The following is a 19,177-nucleotide window of genomic DNA, read 5'->3' as shown; positions in this document are numbered from 1 at the left end:
CCGATGCAGGACCCCGACGCGCCCCCGCCCGATGCGTCGATCCAGACGGCGCGCCCGGGGGACAGGAAACATCCGGCCACGAAGCCGTCCCCCGCCGCGACCCCACCGGCGCAGAAGCAGGCGGCAGTCCCCGCGACACCTCCCGCAAACTCCCCTGCCGGGCCTGCCGCCGCGTCACCGGGCAACATGCCTGTGGCGACCACCCCGCCCACGGCGACGGCCCCTGCTGCGCAGCAGACTGCAGGCGCCGACCCGGACGTCGATACCAGCCTTGTGACCCATTCCGACACCCTGCCGGAGGATCTGCCACCGCCCGACCGGCCCGCGTCGCAGTCCATGGGCCATAACAACACCCCCGCCCCCGGCGGCGATGGCACGCCCGGCAATGGCGGCAGCGAGGTCTATCGCCTCGAAGCGGTGGGACATGTGCACATCTTCACCAATACCGACCAGGCATGGGGCGACCGGGCGGTGTACGACATGGACCAGGCCGTGCTGGTGATGACCGGCACGAACATGAAGATGACCACCCCGCAGGACATCCTGACGGCGCGTGACACGGTGGAATACCATTCGCGCGAACACATGTCCGTCAGCCGTGGCAACGCCACGCTGACCACCAATGACGGCCGGCAGATGCGTGCAGACATCCTGGTGGGATATGACCGGCCCAAGGCCGAACGCACGCCCCATGGCGCAGGGCGTGATCCGGGCGGCGCGGGCGCGATTGAACGCGTCGATGCCTTTGGCCATATCCTGATCCGCACACAAAGCGAGGCGGTGACCGGCGATCGTGGCGTATATGTTCCCGACAGCGGGATCGCGCGGATCGTGGGGAATGTCCATATCTCACGCGGGCTGAACGAGATCAGCGGCGCGTCCGCGATCGTGAACATGCGCACGGGCATCGCCACCCTGACGGATACGCCGGGATCGCGCGTCAGCGGGCTTGTCGTGCCCAATCAGGCCGGAACCGGCAACAAGGGAACCACGAAATGAACACGTCCGACGCCCCCCTGCCCGCAACCGCCGCGCCGGCCGCCCCCATCACACCCGACGTCACACCCGCCGGGGGCCTGATCGCCAGTGGCATCGGCAAGAGCTATCGCAAGCGTTCGGTCGTGCGCGATGTCTCGCTGCAGGTGCAGCGTGGCGAGGCGGTGGGCCTGCTTGGCCCCAATGGCGCGGGCAAGACCACCAGCTTTTACATGATCGTGGGGCTGGTGCGTCCCGACATCGGCACCATCACGCTGGACGGCGCGGATATCACGCAGTTGCCGATGTATCGCCGCGCACGCATGGGAATCGGCTACCTGCCGCAGGAATCGAGCATCTTTCGCGGCCTGAACGTCGAACAGAACATCATGGCGGCGCTGGAGATCGTCGAACCCGACGCGGACCGGCGGCAGACGATGCTTGACGGGCTTCTGGGCGAATTCGGGATCACACGCCTGCGCCATTCCCCCTCGCTCGCGCTGTCGGGCGGCGAACGGCGACGCCTGGAAATCGCGCGCGCACTGGCCAGCCAGCCGCATTACATCCTGCTTGACGAACCGCTGGCGGGCATCGACCCCATCGCGGTGGGCGAAATCCGCGACCTTGTCGCCCACCTGAAGGATCGCGGCATCGGCGTGCTGATTACCGACCATAACGTGCGCGAGACGCTCGAGGTGATCGACCGCGCCTATATCATGCATAGCGGCCAGGTCCTGACCGAAGGCCGCCCGGAGGAAATCGTCGCCAACGAGGACGTGCGCCGCGTCTATCTGGGTGAGAAGTTTACACTTTAGTTACAGCGGGTTGCGGACCGGGCGGCGGGTTGCATCGAAAATCGTGCCGCCTTGCATGCAAAGAAGGAATGGACAGGACCGCCCCGGACATGTCTGATGGGGTTTCCGGCCCTGCCCACGGGTGGGCCGGAACTGGTGCAACAGAGTGAACCTGAAGCCAGGGCAGGCCGTGCATGCGGAGCGGGGATTTTCATACCTGATACGATAAATGGCCCATCGCTTTTTCCGTCACTGCACATGGCTTCCTTGGCGAAAACAAGGAGTGGTCCCTTATGCACATCAGCGTTGCTGGCAAGCAGATCGACCTGTCTGACGCCCTGAAATACCGCGTGACCGATCACCTGGACCGCATTTCGGAAAAATACTTCGGACAGGCGATGGAAGCCCGCGTCACCTTCAGCCGGGCGCGTTCGTTCTTTACCTGCGACATCAACCTCCATGCCTCACGCGGGCTGACGCTGCGTGGCGAAGGCGAAGCCGCCGATGCCCATGGGGCGTTCGATGACGCCGCCGAACATATCGCCAAGCGCCTGCGCCGCTATCACCGCAAGGCCACCAATCACGGGCACCTGCGTTCCCGCGCCACGCCTACGGAAAAGGGACGCAGCTACGTCCTGCGTCCCGGTGGGGACATCCCGGCGCGCGAGGACACACGGCAGGCAGCCACCAGTGACGGCCTGGACGAGGACACGGACCCGGCCATAGCAGGGGCCGGCCCCTATGCCACCATTATCGCCGAACGCCCGACCGACATCGCGACGCTGAGTGTTGGGGAGGCGGTCATGCGACTCGATCTCGCGGATACGAAACTGCTGATGTTCCGCAATAGCTGCAGCGAGGAGATCAACGTCATCTACCGCCGCGATGACGGCAATATCGGCTGGCTCGATCCCGCGGGCCGCCTCCAGGCATGAAAAAAGGCCGCCCCGTCAGCAGACGGGGCGGCCAGCAGGGCGGGATGCGGCAGGGTTCAGTGAACCAGCGCCGGCACCATTTCATGTTCCAGCACGGCGGTAATCGCCATGTCGCGATCCGGTGTCAGGGCCATGGGTGTGCCATCGGCGGCATGGATGGCGAACGCCTCCTCCCCGTCCACGACGACTTCCTTGATATAGGCCACATATTCCATTCCCAGCGCACGCATCTGGCTGTCGCTCAGTGTATGCACATCCAGCGGCAGGCTGTTGCCCTCGCACGGCACCAGCCGACCGTTACGGAGTGTTGTTCTCAATTGCATGCCCTCCAGCAGCCGGAAAACACCCCCATGAAGGAGATCATTTTCCGCATTCACATGATAACAGGGATGGGCGGCATTCATCCCTCATTCGTCGTCGATGACCCGCACGACATGCTGCGTGCGCATCCCGGGCACATCGACAACCGGTGCTGCGCGATCGCGGATTGACGGGCCTTTCGCGATCTCGATCTTGCGCACGCGCACTTCGGGCTGTGGCCGGTGCAGTTCGATATGCAGCAGGCCGTTATCCATCCATGCACCGCCGATCTCGATTCCCTCGGCCATGACAAAGGCTTTCTGGAACTGGCGTGCGGCGATGCCACGATGCAGGAACACGCGACCCTGCCCGTCGTCACCCTGCCGCCCACGGATCACAAGCTGGTTGTCTTCCTGCGTGATATGCAGGTCTTCCATCATGAACCCCGCCACCGCCAGCGTGATGCGCAGGGTCGTGGGGCTGACCTGTTCTATGTTGTATGGCGGATACCCGTCCGATGCGTTCTTCGACGCCCGTTCCAGCATCTGTTCCAGATGATCAAAACCAAGAAACATGGGGGATCCGAACACTCTTCCCGACACTCAGGCCTCCTCAATTCCAGAGCGAGACGACAATCAGGGGTGGACCCGTCATGGCATCCACCCTGTTTCACGATATGGGACATCCGCGCCGGCGCGCAAGGGAACTGTCCCCCTGCGGCCACAGGCGCGGACAAAAGCGACAGGTCAAAAAATGGGCGGATCCGGTAAAAACACGTCCCTGACCACACGGAACCTCTGGTATCCGGGGCGCAGGATCGCTAAATCGCGAACATGATAGATCAGGATGTCATTGCAACGGCCACGCCGATGCCGATTCTTGTCGCCCCGCAGGCGATCCTCCGTCAGAAAACGCGCCTTGTCCGCCCCGAGGACACCGCCGGACTGCGCGAAGCCATACCGCGCATGTTCGCCGCGATGTACAAGGCCCCCGGCATCGGCCTCGCCGCCCCGCAGGTGGGACTTGGCCTGCGCTTCGCCATCGTCGATGTCGCGGACAAGGACGAGGCGCGCAACCCGATGGTGCTGATCAATCCCGACATCATCGCCGAAACCGAGACCATGTCCATCCGCGAGGAAGGCTGCCTGTCGCTTCCCAACCAGTATGCCGAGGTCGCCCGCCCCGAAAGCGTGCGCGTGCGGTACCAGGATCTGGAGGGCAAGCGTCACGAGATCGAGGTCGATGGCCTGCTTGCCACCTGCATCCAGCACGAGATCGACCATCTGGAGGGGATCCTGTTTGTCGATCACCTCTCGGCGCTCAAGCGCAACATGATCATGCGCCGCCTCGCCAAGGAACAGCGCCTCAAGCACTGACCGGCCCGATCCCCCGCCGCGATGCCCACGCCCCGATGACGTGATGCGCGGCGGCCCCTTTCCCCGCCGCCCATGGTGCCTGCCTGCCGCTGGCATCGCCCGGCGCGCCTTTTCCCCGATGGACCGACATCATGCGCCTTGCCTTCATGGGAACGCCCGACTTCGCCGTACCGGCGCTTCAGGCCCTGCACGCTGCCGGGCATGAAATCGTCGTGGCCTATACGCAGCCCCCCCGTCCCGCAGGCCGGGGCAAGGCGCTGCGCCCGTCACCGGTGCAGGTCGCGGCGGAGGCGCTGGGGATCGAGGTGCGCACGCCGCTGTCGCTGCGTCGCAACGTGGCGGAACATGAATATTTCGCGGCGCTGAAGCTCGACGCGGCGGTGGTCGCGGCCTATGGGCTGATCCTGCCGTCCGTCATGCTCGACACGCCCACGCACGGGTGCCTGAACATCCATGCCAGCCTGCTGCCACGCTGGCGCGGGGCCGCGCCCATACAGGCGGCGATCCTTGCGGGAGACCGTGAAAGCGGCGTGACCATCATGCAGATGGATGCGGGACTGGATACCGGCGCGATGCTGGTGGAAGGGCGCGTTGCCCTGACACCCCGCACCACGGCGAGCAGCCTGCATGACGACCTTGCCGCCATGGGCGCGCGCCTGATTGTCGAAACCCTGCGTGATATCCCGCTCCCCCGTCCCCAGCCAGAGGAAGGCGTGACCTATGCCGCGCGCCTGACGCGCGAGGACGGGCGCCTGCACTGGGACAAAACGGTGCAAGAACTGGACCGGCAGGTGCGCGCCATGACGCCATGGCCCGGCACCTTCACCCGACTGGCGGGCCAGACGATCAAGATCGGGGCCGTCATGCCGGAACACGTGACTTCCTCGGCAGCCCCCGGCACGGTTGTCGATGACAGGCTGCTGGTGGCGTGCGGGGATGGCACGACCCTGCGGATCACGCGCCTGCAGCGCCCCGGACGCGGCATGATGGAGGCCGACGCCTTCCTGCGCGGACAGGACGTGCCCGTCGGCACCCGTTTCGACCTGCCCCACGCATGAGCGACGAGACCACGCGCCCCGAATGGGGCGGCCTGCCCCCCGGATTTGTCCCCCCACGCGCCGAAGCACCGGCAAACGTGCGCCGCTGGGCGGTCAGGATCGAATATGACGGTCGCGACTTTGTCGGCTGGCAGCGCCAGGCGTCGGGCCTGACCTCGGTCCAGAGCGTGCTGGAGGCTGCGGCCACGCGCCTGACCGGTGGCCGTCCCGTCAGCAGCATCACCGCCGGGCGCACCGATTCCGGCGTGCATGCAACCGGGCAGGTCGCGCACCTCGATTTCCCCGACGACATCCCGCTGAGCAGTGCGGCGGTGCGCGATGCACTGAATTACCACATGAAACCGCATCGCGTGGCCATCCTGATCGCGCGCCCCGTCCTGCCGAACTGGAGCGCGCGTTTTTCCGCCATCCGCCGATCCTACCGCTATCGTATCCTCAACCGCAGCGCCCGCCCCACACTGGACGAAGGACGCGTATGGCATGTGCGCCAGCAACTGGATGTGGACCTGATGCGTCAGGCGGCGCAGGCGCTGCTGGGACGGCATGATTTCACCACCTTCCGCGCCTCCGCCTGTCAGGCGAAAAGCCCGATCCGCACCCTCGACCGGATGGAGATCATGCGCGAGGGAGAGGAAATCGTGATCGTGACGGAGGCCCGCGCCTTCCTTCACCATCAGGTGCGCAACATGACCGGCACGCTCAAGATGGTGGGCGAAGGAAGCTGGTCGGTCGAACGGGTGGCGCAGGCGCTTGCCGCCCGTGACCGGCGCGCGGGCGGCCCAACGGCCCCTGCGGACGGGCTTTACCTGACCGGCGTGGGCTACCCCGAAGATCCGTTCGCGAAATAATCCTGAAAGCAACAGAAAGTTTTTGGTGAAGCTTTTTCAAAAAGCTTCAGAGGAACGCCGCCTTCTTGAAAAAAGCGGCGCCCCAAAACCTTCCTTTACCAGCCCTTAGTGGCTGGTCCCAGACGAAGCCCCGGGAAGCGCCATGAAATCGTGCCACGGCATGTAATGCGGCGGCAGCAGCGCGGTAATCACCGCCAGAAGCGTCAGGCTGACCAGCACGGCCCCAACCATCAGCATCGCACGCCCGCCACCCAGCGCAAGCCCGACGCGCGCGATGAACCATGTCATCCACAGGCTGTAGGCGAAGCCGACACCGTTGATGATCAGGCCGCCATATGTCGTCTCCAGCAGCGCGGGTGAACCCAGCGCCATCAGCAGCGCAACCGCCAGCATGACAAACGGCGACAGCCAGTCGGTCCACCATGCCGCCGCGATATAGCGGCACCACAGCCCGGAACGATGCCAGCGCTGCGCCAGCGCATAGGTCACCACCGCAGGCAGCAGGATCATGCACAGCGAAAACAGCCAGCGCGTGACGCTGGTGGCGTCGGGCGCGTGCGCCATCGTCAGCAGGCCGCCGACCAGCCACAGTGCGATGCGCGGCGCAAGCGCCGTCAGGACCGCGTCGCGGGTATTGCCGAAATATGCGAGCCCCGCGACCCGCCCGCGTCCAAGCAGCAGCATCCCACGCAGGATATTGCCAAACCCGCCGGGCTGGGGCGTCATGCCGTCATCCGCCATCAGGCCATCAGCCTTTCCAGAAACATGTCATAGATCCGTGCCAGTTGCGTCAGGTCGGCCACCGGCACATGTTCATCCGCCTTGTGCATGCTGGCCCCGACCAGGCCGAATTCGGCCACAGGGCAGTAACGGCTGATAAACCGGGCATCGGATGTCCCGCCCCCGGTATCAAGGCGCGGCACATGGCCGGTCACCCCGGCCACCGCATCGCGCAGGGCATCCACCCCGGCCGTCGGCTGCGTCAGGAACGATTCCCCGCTGATGCGGATATGGACATCCGCCCCCGGCGCATGCCGCGCGCAGACGGTGCGTATCCACCCCGAAAGGTCCGCCCCCGTATGCAGGTCGTTGAAACGGATGTTCAGCCGCGCGCATGCCGTGGCAGGGATGACATTGGTTGCGGTATTGCCGACATCGATGCTGGTCACCTGCAGGCTCGACGGTTCGAACCACTCGCTGCCGGTATCCAGCGGCGCTGCCGTCAGTTCGTGCAGGATGGCCAGCAGCCGGTGGACCGGGTTGTCCGCCCGGTGGGGATAGGCCACATGCCCCTGCACGCCCGTGACCGTGATCGTGGCATTCAGGCTGCCACGACGCCCGATCTTGATGACCTCGCCCATCTGCTGCGGGTTCGTCGGTTCCCCCACCACACAGAAATCGGGGATCTGCCCCTGTGCCTCCATCCATTCCAGCACGCGCACGGTGCCGTTGGTGGCGGGGCCTTCCTCATCCCCGGTGATCAGCAGGCTGATCGAACCGGGCACGCGGCCGTCGTGCCGCGCAAGGTAGCAGCGCACGGCAGCGACAAAGGCGGCGATCCCGCCCTTCATGTCGCACGCCCCACGCCCATACAGCAGGCCGTCATGGACCTGCGCGCCGAACGGGTCGCTGCGCCATGCGGCATCGCCCACCGGGACGACATCGGTATGCCCGGCAAAACAGACATGCGGATGGCCCGTGCCCAGGCGGGCAAACAGGTTGGGGGTGCGTGCATGCCCCTCCCCGAACGTCAGGGGCGTGACCGCAAAGCCCATCTGCCGCAGGACAGTGGCGAGCACATCGATCGCGCACCCGTCATCCGGCGTGACCGAGGGACAGCGGATCAGGTCGCGGGCCAGCGCAAGCACACCCCCGGCATCCTCCTGCGCCACGGGATCGTGTGTCCCGTGGGGTGCGTTGCCGGTGGGTGTCTCGCTCATGACCGGTCCGCCCTTCAGCCGCGCAGCAGCTCGTTGATGGAGGTTTTCGACCGTGTGCGTTCATCCACACGCTTGACGATCACCGCACAGTCGAGCGACGGCAGCGGCCTGCCCTCGGCCGAGGTCGGCTGGCGCGGCGGCAGGGTGCCGGGCACCACGACGGAATAGGCCGGGACGCGGCCCATGAACACCTCGCCCGTCGCACGATCGACGATCTTGGTCGATGCGCCAAGGAACACGCCCATCGACAGCACGCTGCCACGTTCGACCACGACGCCTTCGGCCACTTCGGAACGCGCACCGATGAAGCAGTTGTCCTCGATGATGACCGGGGCGGCCTGCAGCGGTTCCAGAACGCCGCCGATGCCCACGCCGCCGCTGATATGGCAGTTCTTGCCGATCTGCGCGCAACTGCCGATCGTCACCCACGTATCGACCATCGTGCCGCTGTCCACATAGGCGCCTGCATTGACGAAGCTGGGCATCAGGACCACGCCCGGCGCGATATGGGCCGAACGGCGCACGACCGCGCCCGGCACGGCGCGGAAGCCCGCCTGCGCGAACTCCGCCTCGTTCCAGCCGGCGAATTTCAGCGGCACCTTGTCGAATGCCGGCGCGCCTGCGCCACCACCGGGCACAAGGCGGTTGTCGTTGAGGCGGAAGGACAGCAGCACCGCCTTCTTCAGCCATTCATTGACAACCCAGCCATCAGCACCCGGCGTCGCCACGCGCAGGCGACCGGCATCAAGTGCGGACAGCGCGGCCTCCACCGGCGCGCGTTCCGCGTCGCCGGATGTGGGGGACAGCGTCTCACGCCGTTCCCACAGGGCCTCGATCTGGCTCTGGAGGGCTGTATCAGTCATGAATTCCAAATCCTGTTCCGGACAGCATCGCCGCCCCTGTGTCTCAGGGTGCGCGCGACGGCATGAAATGGGGCGATCGCGGACCATGCGGGGGATGGCCGCCCCTGTCAACGCATTCCCCGGTTCTCGAAGCCAGAGGCGGCCGCCGCCTCATTCCCCGCGAATCAGCGTGCCCAGCCCCGCTTCGGTAAACAGTTCCAGCAGGCAGGCATGCGGCACGCGGCCATCAAGGATCACGGCGGCCTTTGCCCCGGCCTTCACGGCGGCAAGGCAGGTCTCGACCTTCGGGATCATCCCGCCCGAGATCATGCCGCTTGCGATGCCACGACGGGCATCCTCCGCCGTCAGTTCGGGAATGAGGTTGCCGTTTTCATCAAGGACGCCCGGCACGTCCGTCAGCATCAGCAGGCGGCTGGCATTGACCGCGCCCGCGATGGCGCCCGCCGCCGTGTCGGCATTGATGTTGTAGGTCTCCCCGTTCTCGCCACTGCCGACAGGGGCAATGACGGGGATCAGTCCCGATCCCGACAGGGCATAGATCACGCGCGGGTCGATGCGCGTGGGTTCCCCCACGAAACCAAGGTCGAGCAGGCGGTCCGTCTCCACCCCGTTTTCACGGGCGCGGCGTTCCAGCCTGCGCGCGGAAATCAGGCCGCCATCCATGCCCGAAATCCCCACCGCCAGCGCGCCGGCACGGTTGATCAGGCCCGCGACCTGCTTGTTCACCTTGCCCGCCAGCACCATCTCGATCACGTCGATCATCGCCGCATCGGTCACGCGCAGGCCGTCGATGAAGGTCGATTCAATCTGCAGGCGCTTGAGCATCGCGCTGATCTGTGGGCCGCCGCCATGGACGATGACGGGATTGATCCCCACCTGCTTGAGGAGCGCGACATCATGACCGAACGCATCCGACAGCGAGGTATCGACCATCGCGCTGCCGCCATATTTCACGACAAGCGTATCCCCGGCATAGCGTCGCAGGTACGGCAACGCCCGCGCCAGAACATCTGCCCGTTCGCGGGCATCCTGACTGCCCGGTCCTGTTAACGTCATCCGATCGTGCCTCAATCCATCAAACACTGTACGGCCATGACCCTTATCACAGCCGGACCCTTCATGCCCGCGCGGGGGGCGGATATGCAAGCCGCGCAAGTTCCGCGCGCAGTTCAACGATGCCTTCGCCGTTCGTGCTGCTTGTCGCAAGGACGGTGGGATAGGCTGCGGCGTGGCTTGCCGCGATCTCGCGCGTTTCACGCAGTTTCGCCGCCAGCACGGGGGGCTTCGGGACATCGCATTTCGTCAGCACGATCTGGAACGTGACCGCCGCGCGATCGAGCAGCTTCATGATCTGGCGGTCATTTTCCTTGATCTCCACCCGCGAATCCAGCAGCAGCACCACGCGCTTGAGCGTCGGGCGCCCGCGCAGGAACGAGAACATCATCCCCTGCCAGTCTTCCTTGACCGCCTTGGCCGCCTTGGCAAAGCCATAGCCGGGCATGTCCACCAGCGTCAGGCGCCCTGCAAGTTCAAAGAAATTCAACTGTTTCGTGCGTCCCGGCTCGGACGAGGCACGCGCCAGCGTCCGCCGTCCCGTCAGGGCGTTGACCAGGCTGGACTTCCCCACGTTGGAACGTCCGGCAAACGCGACCTCCGGCAGCAGCGGATCAGGCAACTGCCCCAGCTTCTGCGCGCCGAACACGAACTGGCATTCCCCGGCGAACAGCAGCCGTCCGGCCTCGCGGTCGCGCTCGATTTCCTCGGGCGTCGGGGCCTGGGGGGTGAAATCAACCATTGCCGCCTGTCTTATCCCCGTTCGGGCCGTTGCCCTGGTCCCCGTTATTCCCGCCCGTCTTGCCATCGCCTGCGGAAGGATTGGCGCGGGCGGCCTTCTGCTGCTCCCTGGCCTTCTTGTTTTTCTGGTTCTTGCCCTTGCGCGGCGACGTATAGGTCGCAGGCGCGCCGCCGGCGTCCGTCGTCGCGTCCGGTTTCGTCGCGGTCGTGGCGTCGCCTTGCGTCCCGGCGGGTTTGTCCGCATCGGTTTCGGGTGCCTGCGGGATTTCCCTTATCACGGTGCCTTCGATCTGCTTGCCCTTGCCGTCGGCCTTGCCCTTGGCGGACGCCGCGTTCTGCACCGCCTGCGCCTGCCGCTCAAGCATGCCCTGCAGCTTCTTTGCAAAGAAGCCCGGCTTTTCCGGCTGCGACGTCTTCACCACGGGGTTCTTCGCTTCGGCATTGACGCGACGCTGGATCAGGGCCTGCTGCGCCATCGTCAGCAGGTTGTTCCAGCAGTAATAGATCACCAGTCCCGACGGCTGGCGCGCCATGAAGAAGGTGAACAGGATCGGCATCAACTGGAACATCTTCTGCTGCGCCGGGTCGGCGGCAGGTGCGGGGTTGATCTTCTGCTGCGCGAACATGGTCAGGCCAAAGGCGATCGGCCACAGCCCAAGCTGGAAGAAGGTCGAGATATGCGTCGGGTCCCACGGGATCAGCCCGAACAGGGTAAAGATGTTCGTCGGGTCGGCCGCCGAAAGGTCATGGATCCAACCAAAGAACGGTGCATGGCGCATCTCGATCGTGACGAACAGCACCTTGTACAGGCACCAGAACACCGGGATCTGCAGCAGCATCGGCAGGCAGCCGCTGGCGGGGTTGACCTTTTCTTCCTTGTACAGCGCGATCATGTGCTGGTTCAGCGCCATCTGGTCGTCTTTATAACGCTCCCGCAGGGCTTTGACCTTGGGCTGAAGCTGGCGCATCTTGCCCATGGAGCGGAACTGCTTGGTCGCCAGCGGGAAGAACAGCCCCTTGACCACCAGCGTGAAGGCCATCAGCGCAAGGCCGAAATTCCCCAGAAGCGTATTCAGCCAGTCCAGCACGGTGAAGATGGGATGCGTCAGGAACGCGAACCATCCGAAATCCACCGCCTTCCAGAAGGAGGGGATGTGCAGGCTCGCCTCATACTTCTCCAGCAGCGGCACTTCCTTCGCACCGGCGAAGACATGGCTTTCGGTCACGCCGTCACCGCCGGGGGCGATCACTTCGGGCGTGCGGGCGGTAAAGCCGACCTGGTAGACGCCCTCATGCCCCGGTTCCGGCCCGTAGCCATAGCTGCCGGTGACCAGCGAATCCTGCTGCGGGATCACGGCCGTCAGCCAGTATTTGTCGGTAATGCCACTCCAGCCGCCCGTGCCGGGCTTGTTCCACGACAGGTTGCCCGGCGGCACCGCGCCATTGCGCACGGATTTGTAGGAGCTTTCATCCAGACGCCCGTCAATGACGGAAATCGGTCCTTCATGCACCAGGTATCCCCCCGTCTCCACGGGGGTATAGCCACGATCGACACGCGAATAGGGGTAGAGCGACACCGCCTCCGCCCCGTGGTTATGCACCTTCTGCGTGACGGAGAACATGTAGTTCTGGTCGATCGCGACGACGAGTTCGAAGACCTGCCCCTGCCCGTTATCCCATGTCAGGGTGACGGGCTGGTCCTGCGTCAGGGTGGACTGGTCCGCGCTCCAGACCGTGTTGGCGTCGGGCACGCGCACCTGCCCGCCCGCAATGTTGAGCCAGCCGACCTCCACCAGGTTCGACTGCGAATCCTGCCGCGGGTCAAGGATACGGACCAGCGGGCTGCCGGGCTTGACCGTCTCGTGATAGTCCTTGAGCACGAGGTCATCCAGACGCGCGCCACGCAGGTCGATCGACCCGCTGACCCGTCCGGTATCAATCGCAAGGCGCGGGTCGTTCTTCGCCTCCACCGCGGCGGACCTGTCCTCCGCCGGGGCAGGCGAAGCCGTGGCAGGCGTATCCTGCCCGGCGCTGGCCGCGGGTTGTGTGACCGCCTTGTGGTCCGGATGCGGTACCAGATACTGGAAACCGACCAGAACCATGGCAGACATCGCCACCGCCACAATTAAACGCTTGATATCCATCAGCGACCAGCCAGACTCTCGTTATTCAGGTTTGTGGATGCAGCAGCAGGAGCGACCGTCATGGTGCGTGTCCGGCACCGGGTCATATCCCCCCGCATTCCAGGGATTGCAGCGCATGATACGCCAAAGCGACATAAGACCGCCACGCCACGCACCATGGCGCGCCAGCGCATCGCGGGCATAATGGCTGCATGACGGGGTAAAGCGGCAGTTCGCGCCAATCACGGGCCGGACCAGCAACTGGTAGGCACGGATCATTGCGCGCATCGCTGCGACAGCAGGACCCCGTGAAACCGGACCGGGGGAAGGAATGTTCACGCGTCCCCCACGACCCCGGCCTTTTTCAATGCCTTGCGATAGTCAGTGAGCAGCGCGGCAAATTTACGATCGATTGTGGCGCTACGGCCAATCACCACAAGATCGACGCCACTGAGTGGCAGTTCCCGCCCGACCTGACGGACCACCTCGCGCAGGCGCCTGCGTACACGATTGCGGACCACCGAGTTCCCGACCTTCTTCGTCACGGTGAAACCATGACGCGCCGAATCGTCATCATCACGATGCAACGCCTGCACAACCATGCCGGACACCGGGGCCTTGCGGCCTTTTGCCGCCACCTTCAGGAATTCAGCACGTTTCTTGAGACGTATCGACCGGTCGGCCACGTTCAGCAGCCCCTGTTAATGCAGAGTGTCATTCCGGGACAGACCGTCCCGGAACGTAAGACCAGGGCAATTAAGCGGAAAGACGCTTGCGGCCCTTGGTGCGACGGTTCGCAACCACCTTGCGGCCACCGACGGTTTCCATGCGGGAACGAAAGCCGTGACGGCGCTTGCGGACCAGCTTCGAGGGTTGATACGTGCGCTTCACGACGGCACTCCCAGATTGACTGTAACAGGTTACGGATGAATATCGGGGGTGCAGGCAATTTCCCTCCACATCCCCAAGGCGGGCCTTATACTGCCCGTTATTCCCAGCGTCAATGCGCAACGCGCGTTACATGATCGCGCAATGCACCATACCGCCACATCACAGCACGGACATGCCCATGCCCCCGACCCCGCACACCACCCCGGATACCGCACCAGACACCGCAGACGTGGCGGGGATACGCAGGCACCTGCATGACATCCGGGGCATCCTGTCACCCGCCCTGATGCAGGCGGACGTACTGTCGGCGCACCCTGACGCGAAAGTGCGCGCGGGCGCGGATGTCATCATACAGGCGATAGAGGCCACGGTCGGCAGGCTCGACCTCATGCGGCGCACCTGCCTGCCCGCAAAGGAAAAGGACTAGCGGCGTTCGATCAGTTCGACCTTGTAGCCATCGGGATCCTCGACAAAGGCGATGACGGTGGTGCCGAATTTCACCGGCCCCGCCTCCCGCGTGACCTTGCCGCCGCCTGCGCGGACCCGTTCCACCATGGCGGCGACATCCTCCACCCCCACGGCAAAGTGGCCGAATCCGGTGCCGACGTCATATCCCTCGTCCTGGCCCCAGTTATAGGTCAGTTCGATTTCCGCCTGCCCCGCCGCGTTGTCGCCGTAGCCGATGAAGACAAGCGTATATTTGCCCTCCGGCACCTCGCGCCGACGCAGTTCATGCATCCCCAGCAGCCTGTAGAAGGCGATGCTGGCCTCCAGGTTACGGACGCGGACCATTGTATGCAGGTAACTGCCCATGACGTTTTCACTCCTTTTTACAAAAGGGATTCCATTGTCCCGGCTGTCGTGATCCCGACGAGGAAAAGCCCCGCCGCATCGGCCAGCGCCACACATTCACGCGGGTCGGTCAGCAGCGTTGCCCCGGCCTCGAACGCGATGCCGCGCAATCCCGCGCGGGCCGCGCGGCGCACCGTTTCCGGGCCGATGGTCGGCAGGTCGGCGCGCCGTTCCTGCCCGGGCTTGGCCATCTTGACCAGCACACCGCCGGGACGGCCATCCTGACGGTATCGCCCGACACGTTCAAGCATCTCGTCCGTGCCCTCGATCGCCTCGACCGCAAGGACAAGCCCGTCCTGCACCACGCAGCCCTGACCGATATCAAGCGCGCCCATGGCCACCACCACGCTGCGCCCGCGCCCGATATCCGACACGGCGACGGAATCGGGACGCACCGCGCCCATCACGCCCTGCCGCCCGACGGAGGCATGCAGGTATTCATGCGCCCCCCGGACGACGAATCCTTCCTCCCCCAGCACCCGGACAATCGCGCCAAGCAGTCCGTCATCGCCTGAAAACAGGGCACGGCCGATCCGCGCCAGAATCCGCGCGCCCGCCGCATCAGGCCGCAATGTCGCAAAGGAAGGACGCCGCACCGGCCCGATCAGGACCAGTTCGCGACATCCATGCTGGCGCAGGGTGGAAAGGATTTCGCCCGCCGCGGCAAGCCGGATGAACCGGTGCGGCCATGGGGCGATGACGTCGGGTTCGGCAAAGCCCTCGAACCCGATGATGAAAACGCTGCCGCCCGCGGCGACGACCGACTGCGCCACCTGCGCAGGCAGCGGGCCGCCCCCGGCAAGGATCCCGACACAGCGGGGCGCGGACGGTTCAGAAGACGGCGACACCTGATCCCCCGATGGATCAGGCGCCATCGGTCTCGATCATTTCGCCCGGACTTCTCTGCACGCGCACCAGTCCACGATGGCTGGGCGCGGCAATGAAGTCGAGGATTTCGGACACGCGGGCATCGTCACCATACTGCGCGCGCACCTGTTCCAGACGCTGCTGGAAGACTGCGCCACTGGCATGCGCGGCCTTGGGATAGAGCGCGCGGAACGCCAGACGCATGCGCCGGATATCATCGGGGGCAACGCCATTGCGCCGCAGCCAGATCCAGTGCAGCCCCACAAGCCGCGCCCGGTTGCCCAGCACGCTGCCATACGGGATGACGTCCGCCTCCACCCCGCATACACCGCCGACAAGGGCCGCATGGCCGATACGCACGAACTGGTGCAGGGCCGCGGACCCCATGATGCGGGCATTTTCGCCGATCACGACATGGCCACCCATCACCACATTGTTGACGATGATGACACCGCGCCCCAGCGTGCAGTCGTGCGCCACATGCGAATTCGCCATGATAAGGCAGCCATCGCCAATCGTGGTCACACCCACACCCGTGGCGGTGCCACGGTGGATGGTGACGTTTTCACGGATGATGGTGCCCGCCCCCACGATACAGCGGGTCGGTTCACCACGATATTTCAGGTCCTGCGGTTCCAGTCCCACCGTGGTGAAGGGATAGCACACGACATTCGCGCCGATATGCGTATGGCCATCAACCACGACGTGGGAAATCAGCCGCACACCATCTTCGATCACCACATCGGGACCGATCGTGCACCATGGACCGATTGACACGCCGCGACCAATTCGGGCGCCAGCGGCAACGATGGATGAGGGATGAATCTCGGCAGGGCCCAAAGGTCCCGTCTCCCCTGTCGCGCCGGTAGATGCGCTGTGTGCCAGAACAGCCTCCATTTCGACGGCCTTCCGGCAGACTGCTACCGGAGAAAAAGCCATGATCCCGATACCGGCCCCCGGTCACGGTGCCTGCCGGTACGGGCCGATCATTTGCGTTGCGCGGGGCGCGGCCTAGCCCATGATCATCGCGCTGAACGTCGCCTCGGCCACCGAGACGCCATCAACACGTGCGATCCCCTTGAATTTCCAGACATTCGCGCGGCTGCGCTCTTTTTCAACGGAAATCCGCAACTGGTCGCCGGGGCCGACGGGCCGACGGAACTTCGCACCGTCGATGGTCATGAAATAGACCAGCTTCCCCTCGAACGCCTCGCCCAGGGTCAGCACGACCAACGTCGCCGCCGTCTGCGCCATCGCCTCGATGATGAGCACGCCGGGCATGACGGGCCGCGCGGGGAAATGCCCCTGGAAATGCGGTTCGTTCACGGACACGTTCTTGATGCCGACCGCGGACTGCCCCCGGACGATGTCAACCATCCTGTCAATCAGCAGGAAGGGATAACGATGGGGTATCGCCTCCATGATGCGCATGATGTCGATTGCCTCGACACTCTGCGGCGCCTGCTCCGTCGGTAATGCCTCTACTTCTTTATCCACGTCGTCCAACCATCTATTCGGTACGGGGGACGCCTGCAATCTGACTGGACAGGCCGCCCCGTGCCGGTTGAATGTTCCTTGCCGCGCCTCGGCACAGTCGCCTAGCCGGCCTTGTCGCCCCCGTCCTGCGCCGGTTTTTTCGCCAGACGACGCAGGAACGCCACGTTTCGGAAAAACTCCCTGAATGGCATCGCCGGGCTTCCGATGACATCGGCCCCGGCCTCGACATCGGACATGACGCCACACTGCGCGCCGATCCGTGCCTTTGTGCCGATCCTGATATGCCCGATCAGCCCGGCCTGCGCCGCGATCGTGACAAAATCACCCAGTTCCGTCGAACCCGAAATACCGGCCTGGGACACCACGATACAGCACCGCCCCAGACGCGCATTATGGCCGATCTGCACCAGATTGTCGAGGCGCGAACCCGCCCCGATCAGGGTGTCACGGATCGAACCACGGTCAATGGTGGAGTTGGCCCCGACCTCGACCCCGTCCTCAAGGATCACACGGCCAAGCTGCGGCACGGTTTCAAACCCGTCCGGCCCGGTGGCGAAGCCGAACCCCTCCTGCCCGATGCGCGCACCCGGCAGCAGGGTCACGCGTTCACCCAGCAGCGCGTGCGACAGGCAGACATGGCTGCCGATACGACTGCGTGCGCCGATTTCCACGCCATCGCCAATCGTGACATGCGTGTCGATACATACACCTGCGCCGATGCGCACCCGTTCACCAATGACACAGAAGGCCCCGACCGCCGCCGTGGGGTCGATCTGCGCGCCTTCGCCGATCACCGCCGTGGGATGGACCCCCGGTCTGACCGGCGGCGCGGGATAGAAACGTGACGCAACCCGCGCCCATGCCAGGTACGGTGTCTTTGACACCAGCGCCACGGCATGCGCGGGCACCTTGTCCACAAAGGCGGGCGCCACGATCACGGCCCCCGCGCCCGTTTTCTCCAGCAGGGGGAGATAGCGCCGGTTGTCGAGGAAGCTGACCTGCTCCGGCCCCGCCGACTGCAGCGGCGCTATGCCGCAGAACTGTGGCGCACCGGCCAGGGCCGCGTCCGATCCGTGGAGTTCGGCATCGGCGCACCGCGCAAGTTCGGCGGCGTCAAACGGGCCGTCAGATACAAAAAACCGCGTATCGCCCGGCCCGCTTTCCTCCTGCACGTGCATGGATCCTTCCAAGCCCTTAATGCTTCACCTTGGCCGCGGCGGCAGGCGCCGCCGGAGCGGAGGCCCCGCCTTCCGCATCGGCGGTCGTCGGCATCGTGCCCGATTTCGCCAGTACTTCAGGATCGACATTCGCCGCCGGGATGAAGACGCTCGGCAGGACAGAGTTCAGTTGCGTCGCAACCTGCTGCGTGATGTCGAGGCTGTCCTGGCTCAGCGCCACCTGCTCACGGTGCAGGACAAGGTTCATGCTGCGGCTGGCCGCGACCTGGCGGATGATCTGCACCAGTTCACGCTCGATCTGCCCCAGCGACACCTGGGCCGCTTCCTGGATGATGCGGTTGCGGTTGCGGAAGTTCTTCTGCGCCGCGATCACGCGTTCCTGCAGCTTGCGCTCGCTCGCCTGGATCTGGTCGGACGTCATGGTCCGGGCCTGCCCCTGCAGCTTCTGCTGCTCGTCACGCCACGATGCCTGCTCCTTCTGCGCATCGCGCGCCAGTTCGTCACGACGCGCGCCCAGCACGCGCTCCGCCTGCTGTGCCGCGGTGGACAGGCGCATCACGTCAGGCACGCTGATGACACCGATGATCGGCGCGGGCGGCGGCGCCCCCTTGGGCAGGTCGGGGGAATTGGGAATCTGCGGCAGCGGCAGGACCGGCGGCGTCTGGGACTGCGCCTCCTCGCTGTCGGCGGGCGGGGCCGGCAGGGGCACGGGCGGCGGCGCAGGCTGGGCCGCGTGGGATGCCGCATGCTCCGGCTGCTGCTGGGATGCCTTGGGGACGAACCAGCCGGAATTGTTCTGCGCATGGGCAGCAGATCCGACCAGACTGCCACATCCCAGTGCGACAGCCGCGGCAAGTAGACGAACGCCGGAATTACGCAACATTAT

The 19,177-nt window shown here is 65.2% G+C and carries 24 protein-coding genes and 1 pseudogene; 7 read left to right on the top strand and 18 right to left on the bottom strand.

Annotated features, from left to right (window positions below; genetic code table 11):
- The 3 genes from HNH97_RS13900 to hpf all read left to right on the top strand — a co-directional run.
- Positions 1-999: hypothetical protein (locus HNH97_RS13900; protein ID WP_244949469.1), on the top strand; the 999-nt coding region annotated here is incomplete at its 5' end.
- Complete coding sequence (gene lptB, locus HNH97_RS13895) at positions 996-1,790, top strand: LPS export ABC transporter ATP-binding protein (RefSeq protein WP_244949468.1); 795 nt, start codon at positions 996-998, stop codon at positions 1,788-1,790. The genes HNH97_RS13900 and lptB, both read left to right, overlap by 4 nt.
- A 272-nt stretch (positions 1,791-2,062) precedes the next feature.
- Entirely contained in the window at positions 2,063-2,704 is a 642-nt protein-coding gene (gene hpf, locus HNH97_RS13890) for a ribosome hibernation-promoting factor, HPF/YfiA family (RefSeq protein WP_110912733.1), read from the top strand.
- Between the two features lie 56 nt (positions 2,705-2,760).
- On the opposite strand, the gene HNH97_RS13885 is transcribed toward hpf, so the two are convergent.
- Both HNH97_RS13885 and HNH97_RS13880 read right to left on the bottom strand, forming a co-directional pair.
- Positions 2,761-3,027, bottom strand: coding sequence for a DUF1150 family protein (locus tag HNH97_RS13885; protein ID WP_171791279.1), 267 nt, complete (start codon positions 3,025-3,027; stop codon positions 2,761-2,763).
- An 84-nt stretch (positions 3,028-3,111) separates the two neighbouring features.
- Positions 3,112-3,579 (bottom strand): Hsp20 family protein, encoded by a 468-nt coding sequence (locus HNH97_RS13880; protein ID WP_171791278.1) that lies wholly within the window; start codon positions 3,577-3,579, stop codon positions 3,112-3,114.
- Positions 3,580-3,837: 258 nt separating this feature from the next.
- Here HNH97_RS13880 and def point away from each other — a divergent pair, with 258 nt between their 5' ends.
- Positions 3,838-4,380, top strand: coding sequence for a peptide deformylase (def, locus tag HNH97_RS13875; RefSeq protein WP_110912731.1), 543 nt, complete (start codon positions 3,838-3,840; stop codon positions 4,378-4,380).
- Here the strand turns inward: def and HNH97_RS13870 are convergent.
- Positions 4,370-4,513, bottom strand: coding sequence for a hypothetical protein (locus tag HNH97_RS13870; protein WP_167400295.1), 144 nt, complete (start codon positions 4,511-4,513; stop codon positions 4,370-4,372). The genes def and HNH97_RS13870 overlap by 11 nt on opposite strands.
- Here HNH97_RS13870 and fmt point away from each other — a divergent pair.
- Positions 4,512-5,438 carry a methionyl-tRNA formyltransferase gene (gene fmt, locus HNH97_RS13865; RefSeq protein WP_171791277.1) on the top strand — a complete coding sequence of 309 codons (927 nt, stop codon included), beginning with the start codon at positions 4,512-4,514 and terminating at the stop codon, positions 5,436-5,438. The genes HNH97_RS13870 and fmt overlap by 2 nt on opposite strands.
- Positions 5,435-6,286 (top strand): tRNA pseudouridine(38-40) synthase TruA, encoded by an 852-nt coding sequence (gene truA / locus HNH97_RS13860; protein ID WP_244949467.1) that lies wholly within the window; start codon positions 5,435-5,437, stop codon positions 6,284-6,286. The genes fmt and truA overlap by 4 nt, the downstream gene beginning before the upstream one ends.
- A 105-nt stretch (positions 6,287-6,391) precedes the next feature.
- On the opposite strand, the gene HNH97_RS13855 is transcribed toward truA, so the two are convergent.
- The 9 genes and pseudogenes from HNH97_RS13855 to rpmH form a co-directional block, all read right to left on the bottom strand.
- Entirely contained in the window at positions 6,392-7,027 is a 636-nt protein-coding gene (locus tag HNH97_RS13855) for a hypothetical protein (protein WP_171791276.1), read from the bottom strand.
- Positions 7,027-8,226 carry a succinyl-diaminopimelate desuccinylase gene (gene dapE, locus HNH97_RS13850; RefSeq protein ID WP_171791275.1) on the bottom strand — a complete coding sequence of 400 codons (1,200 nt, stop codon included), beginning with the start codon at positions 8,224-8,226 and terminating at the stop codon, positions 7,027-7,029. Before dapE ends, HNH97_RS13855 begins: the two co-directional genes overlap by 1 nt.
- Positions 8,227-8,240: 14 nt before the next feature.
- Positions 8,241-9,089, bottom strand: coding sequence for a 2,3,4,5-tetrahydropyridine-2,6-dicarboxylate N-succinyltransferase (gene dapD, locus HNH97_RS13845; RefSeq protein WP_171791274.1), 849 nt, complete (start codon positions 9,087-9,089; stop codon positions 8,241-8,243).
- A gap of 150 nt (positions 9,090-9,239) precedes the next feature.
- Positions 9,240-10,145: an acetylglutamate kinase gene (argB, locus tag HNH97_RS13840; protein WP_003618094.1), complete on the bottom strand. Its 906-nt coding sequence runs from the start codon at positions 10,143-10,145 to the stop codon at positions 9,240-9,242.
- A gap of 61 nt (positions 10,146-10,206) precedes the next feature.
- Entirely contained in the window at positions 10,207-10,884 is a 678-nt protein-coding gene (gene yihA / locus HNH97_RS13835; RefSeq protein ID WP_110912727.1) for a ribosome biogenesis GTP-binding protein YihA/YsxC, read from the bottom strand.
- A 391-nt stretch (positions 10,885-11,275) separates the two neighbouring features.
- Positions 11,276-13,027 (bottom strand): annotated as a pseudogene (gene yidC, locus HNH97_RS13830) (membrane protein insertase YidC); the annotation flags it as partial.
- Positions 13,028-13,048: 21 nt separating this feature from the next.
- Positions 13,049-13,294, bottom strand: a complete 246-nt coding sequence (gene yidD, locus HNH97_RS13825) for a membrane protein insertion efficiency factor YidD (protein WP_110912725.1) — start codon at positions 13,292-13,294, stop codon at positions 13,049-13,051.
- Between the two features lie 47 nt (positions 13,295-13,341).
- On the bottom strand, positions 13,342-13,692 hold the full coding sequence (gene rnpA, locus HNH97_RS13820; protein ID WP_110912724.1) for a ribonuclease P protein component: 351 nt from the start codon (positions 13,690-13,692) through the stop codon (positions 13,342-13,344).
- Between the two features lie 70 nt (positions 13,693-13,762).
- The gene (gene rpmH / locus HNH97_RS18005) at positions 13,763-13,897 is read right to left on the bottom strand and encodes a 50S ribosomal protein L34 (protein ID WP_010507731.1); all 135 of its coding nucleotides are present in this window, start codon (positions 13,895-13,897) and stop codon (positions 13,763-13,765) included.
- Between the two features lie 178 nt (positions 13,898-14,075).
- Here rpmH and HNH97_RS13810 point away from each other — a divergent pair, with 178 nt between their 5' ends.
- Positions 14,076-14,324 carry a hypothetical protein gene (locus HNH97_RS13810; protein WP_216657673.1) on the top strand — a complete coding sequence of 83 codons (249 nt, stop codon included), beginning with the start codon at positions 14,076-14,078 and terminating at the stop codon, positions 14,322-14,324.
- Here the strand turns inward: HNH97_RS13810 and gloA are convergent.
- The 6 genes from gloA to HNH97_RS13780 all read right to left on the bottom strand — a co-directional run bounded on the left by gloA (position 14,321) and on the right by HNH97_RS13780 (position 19,174).
- Positions 14,321-14,710 carry a lactoylglutathione lyase gene (gene gloA / locus HNH97_RS13805; protein ID WP_110912723.1) on the bottom strand — a complete coding sequence of 130 codons (390 nt, stop codon included), beginning with the start codon at positions 14,708-14,710 and terminating at the stop codon, positions 14,321-14,323. The two genes, HNH97_RS13810 and gloA, sit on opposite strands and share 4 nt — an antisense overlap.
- 17 nt (positions 14,711-14,727) lie before the next feature.
- Entirely contained in the window at positions 14,728-15,624 is an 897-nt protein-coding gene (locus HNH97_RS13800; RefSeq protein ID WP_171791272.1) for an LpxI family protein, read from the bottom strand.
- On the bottom strand, positions 15,614-16,513 hold the full coding sequence (gene lpxA, locus HNH97_RS13795; protein ID WP_407716812.1) for an acyl-ACP--UDP-N-acetylglucosamine O-acyltransferase: 900 nt from the start codon (positions 16,511-16,513) through the stop codon (positions 15,614-15,616). The genes HNH97_RS13800 and lpxA overlap by 11 nt, the downstream gene beginning before the upstream one ends.
- Before the next feature lie 114 nt (positions 16,514-16,627).
- A complete protein-coding gene (gene fabZ / locus HNH97_RS13790; RefSeq protein ID WP_040510475.1) occupies positions 16,628-17,113 on the bottom strand; it encodes a 3-hydroxyacyl-ACP dehydratase FabZ in 486 nt (161 codons plus the stop codon).
- Positions 17,114-17,214: 101 nt separating this feature from the next.
- The gene (lpxD, locus tag HNH97_RS13785; RefSeq protein WP_171791271.1) at positions 17,215-18,291 is read right to left on the bottom strand and encodes a UDP-3-O-(3-hydroxymyristoyl)glucosamine N-acyltransferase; all 1,077 of its coding nucleotides are present in this window, start codon (positions 18,289-18,291) and stop codon (positions 17,215-17,217) included.
- Between the two features lie 16 nt (positions 18,292-18,307).
- Positions 18,308-19,174, bottom strand: a complete 867-nt coding sequence (locus HNH97_RS13780; RefSeq protein WP_171791270.1) for an OmpH family outer membrane protein — start codon at positions 19,172-19,174, stop codon at positions 18,308-18,310.
- Positions 19,175-19,177 lie beyond the last annotated feature (3 nt).

This window comes from Gluconacetobacter entanii (genome assembly GCF_013155425.1).
Taxonomy (GTDB): domain Bacteria; phylum Pseudomonadota; class Alphaproteobacteria; order Acetobacterales; family Acetobacteraceae; genus Novacetimonas; species Novacetimonas entanii.
Note: the sequence above shows the minus strand (reverse complement) of the source record. Positions and strands in the feature narration are given on the sequence as shown.